This is a genomic window from Acidovorax sp. HMWF018 (assembly GCF_003061035.1).
GTDB lineage: Bacteria > Pseudomonadota > Gammaproteobacteria > Burkholderiales > Burkholderiaceae_C > Acidovorax > Acidovorax delafieldii.
The window spans coordinates 1-3,109 of sequence record NZ_QAIM01000673.1 but is presented as its reverse complement, the minus strand read 5'-3'; the positions used below and the strand labels follow the sequence as shown (position 1 = coordinate 3,109).

Sequence of the window (3,109 nt, the reverse complement as noted above, 5' to 3'; positions counted from 1 at the left end):
GAACTTGGCGGACAGCACGGTAGCGATCGCTGCCGTCAGCGTCGTCTTGCCATGGTCCACGTGACCGATCGTGCCCACGTTCACGTGGGGCTTGGTGCGTTCAAACTTACCTTTTGCCATTTCAATTCTCCAAAGAGCAATCCCTGTGTAGTGGTTTTACGTCTGCATCTGGTTGCTGATTCACTCCGCACAGGGAACAGAGTGGCACCGGATCGCAGACAAAGCAAAGCCCGGACCACAAGGGCCCGGGCGAAGTGCTTACTTACTTGGCGCGCGCTGCCATGATGGCTTCAGACACGTTGCGAGGTGCTTCGCTGTAGTGCTTGAATTCCATCGTGTAGGTGGCACGGCCTTGCGACATGGAGCGCAGGGTCGTGGAGTAGCCGAACATTTCGGACAGGGGTACTTCGGCCTTAATGGCCTTACCGCCACCGACCATGTCGTCCATGCCCTGCACCATGCCGCGACGGCTGGACAGGTCGCCCATCACGTTACCGGCGTAGTCTTCAGGCGTTTCCACTTCCACGGCCATCATGGGTTCCAGAATGACCGGACCGGCCTTCTTACAACCTTCCTTGAAGCCGAAGATGGCAGCCATCTTGAACGCCAGTTCGTTCGAGTCCACATCGTGGTACGAACCGAAGTGCAGCGTGACCTTGACGTCCACCACGGGGTAACCAGCCAGCACGCCTTGGGTCACAGCTTCGTTGATACCCTTTTCCACGGCCGGAATGAATTCGCGAGGCACCACACCGCCCTTGATCGCGTCCACGAACTCGATGCCCTTGCCGGCTTCGTTGGGTTCGATCTTGAGCACGACGTGGCCGTACTGACCCTTACCACCGGACTGGCGCACGAACTTGCCTTCGGCTTCTTCCACCGTCTTGCGGATGGTTTCGCGGTAAGCCACCTGGGGCTTGCCCACGTTGGCTTCCACGCCGAATTCACGCTTCATGCGGTCCACGATGATTTCGAGGTGCAGCTCGCCCATGCCGCCAATGATGGTCTGGCCGGATTCTTCGTCGGTCTGCACGCGGAACGATGGATCTTCAGCGGCCAGGCGCGACAGGGCGATACCCATCTTTTCCTGGTCGGCCTTGGACTTGGGTTCCACAGCCTGACGGATCACAGGCTCAGGGAACACCATGCGCTCCAGCGTCACCACGGCGGCTGGATCGCACAGGGTTTCACCGGTCGTCACGTCCTTCAGACCCACGCAAGCAGCGATGTCACCGGCGCGGATTTCGTCCACTTCCTGGCGCTCGTTGGCGTGCATCTGCACGATACGGCCGATACGCTCCTTCTTGCCACGCACGGGGTTGTACACGGTGTCGCCCTTGGAGAGCACGCCGGAGTACACACGCACGAACGTCAGCTGGCCCACGAACGGGTCGGTCATCAGCTTGAATGCCAGGGCGGAGAACTTCTCGTTGTCGTCCGCCTTGCGGGTGACTTCCTTGTCGTCTTCGTCGAAGCCAGGCACTGGAGGCACGTCCAGCGGCGAAGGCATGAGTTCGATCACGGCGTCCAGCATGCGCTGCACACCCTTGTTCTTGAACGCAGTGCCGCACAGCATGGGCTGGATTTCACCAGCGATGGTGCGAGTACGCAGGCCTTGGGTGATCTCTTCTTCCGACAGATCGCCCTCTTCCAGGTACTTGTTCATCAGGTCTTCAGAGGCTTCAGCAGCGGCTTCGACCATCTTCTCGCGCCATTCAGTGGCAGTTGCCACCAGATCGGCCGGGATTTCTTCGAAGTTGAACTTCATGCCCTGGGAGGCTTCGTCCCAGATGATGGCCTTCATCTTGCGCAGGTCGACCACGCCCTTGAAGTTTTCTTCGGCACCGATCGGGATCACGATTGGCACGGGGTTGGCCTTCAGGCGCAGCTTCATCTGGTCCACGACCTTGAAGAAGTTGGCACCGGTGCGGTCCATCTTGTTCACAAAGGCCAGACGTGGCACCTTGTACTTGTTGGCCTGGCGCCAGACGGTTTCCGACTGGGGCTGCACGCCACCCACGGCGCAGTACACCATGCAGGCACCGTCCAGCACGCGCATGGAACGCTCCACTTCAATCGTGAAGTCCACGTGGCCGGGGGTGTCGATGATGTTGATGCGGTGCTCTGGGAAGGACATGTCCATGCCCTTCCAGAAGCAGGTCGTCGCAGCCGAGGTGATCGTGATGCCACGCTCTTGCTCTTGCTCCATCCAGTCCATGGTGGCCGCGCCGTCGTGCACTTCACCAATCTTGTGGTTCACGCCGGTGTAGAAAAGAATACGCTCGGTCGTGGTGGTCTTGCCAGCGTCAATGTGGGCCGAGATACCGATATTGCGGTAACGCTCGAGGGGGGTCTTGCGAGCCATGGTGGATCCTTGGATGGGTCGTGTTATTCGGGGGGCGGGCCCAGCATTCTGGCGCTGCAACCCGTCAATTTTGTGACTGCCTGAAATCGACACAAGGCTGCAGGCAAAACGCCAGCAGCCTTGGACCTATATCAGGGCAAATCCGCGTTTTAGAAGCGGAAGTGGCTGAATGCCTTGTTGGCTTCGGCCATACGGTGCACTTCGTCACGCTTCTTCATGGCGCCGCCACGGCCTTCGGTGGCTTCCAGCAGTTCGTTGGCCAGGCGTTGGGCCATCGACTTTTCACCACGCTTGCGGGCGGCTTCCTTAATCCAGCGCATGGACAGGGCCAGACGACGGACAGGACGCACTTCCACGGGCACCTGGTAGTTGGCACCGCCCACGCGGCGGGACTTCACTTCCACCATGGGCTTCACGTTGTTGATGGCAACGGTGAAGGCTTCCAGAGGGTCCTTATCGGGGTGCTTCTTCTCGATCAGTTCCAGGGCGCCGTAAATGATGCGCTCTGCAACTGCCTTCTTGCCGCCTTCCATGATCACGTTCATGAATTTGGACAGCTCTACATTGCCGAACTTGGGATCCGGCAGGATTTCACGTTTGGGGACTTCGCGACGACGTGGCATTTTTTACCTCTATCTTTGCTTCAGTTGGCATCTTTTCAGACACCGCGAGAGCCAATCTCTGGACTCCCACTTACTCGACCCGCGCAGAACACCTGCGTTTGGGGTCACTACGCTGCACTTC

3 protein-coding genes are annotated in these 3,109 nt (G+C 59.1%); all 3 read right to left on the bottom strand.

The window, feature by feature from the left end; genetic code table 11:
* A partial coding sequence (locus tag DBR23_RS28595; RefSeq protein ID WP_233250791.1) for a GTP-binding protein occupies positions 1-120 on the bottom strand: 120 nt, incomplete at its 3' end.
* Positions 121-262: 142 nt separating this feature from the next.
* Positions 263-2,365, bottom strand: coding sequence for an elongation factor G (gene fusA, locus DBR23_RS28590; RefSeq protein WP_056057548.1), 2,103 nt, complete (start codon positions 2,363-2,365; stop codon positions 263-265).
* A 149-nt stretch (positions 2,366-2,514) separates the two neighbouring features.
* Positions 2,515-2,988, bottom strand: a complete 474-nt coding sequence (gene rpsG / locus DBR23_RS28585) for a 30S ribosomal protein S7 (RefSeq protein WP_005798541.1) — start codon at positions 2,986-2,988, stop codon at positions 2,515-2,517.
* Positions 2,989-3,109 lie beyond the last annotated feature (121 nt).

Excerpts from the sequence above, each read along its gene's own strand:
- fusA (WP_056057548.1), bottom strand. The coding sequence starts at position 2,365 with ATGGCTCGCAAGACCCCCCTCGAGCGTTACCGCAATATCGGTATCTCG.
- rpsG (WP_005798541.1), bottom strand. The coding sequence starts at position 2,988 with ATGCCACGTCGTCGCGAAGTCCCCAAACGTGAAATCCTGCCGGATCCC.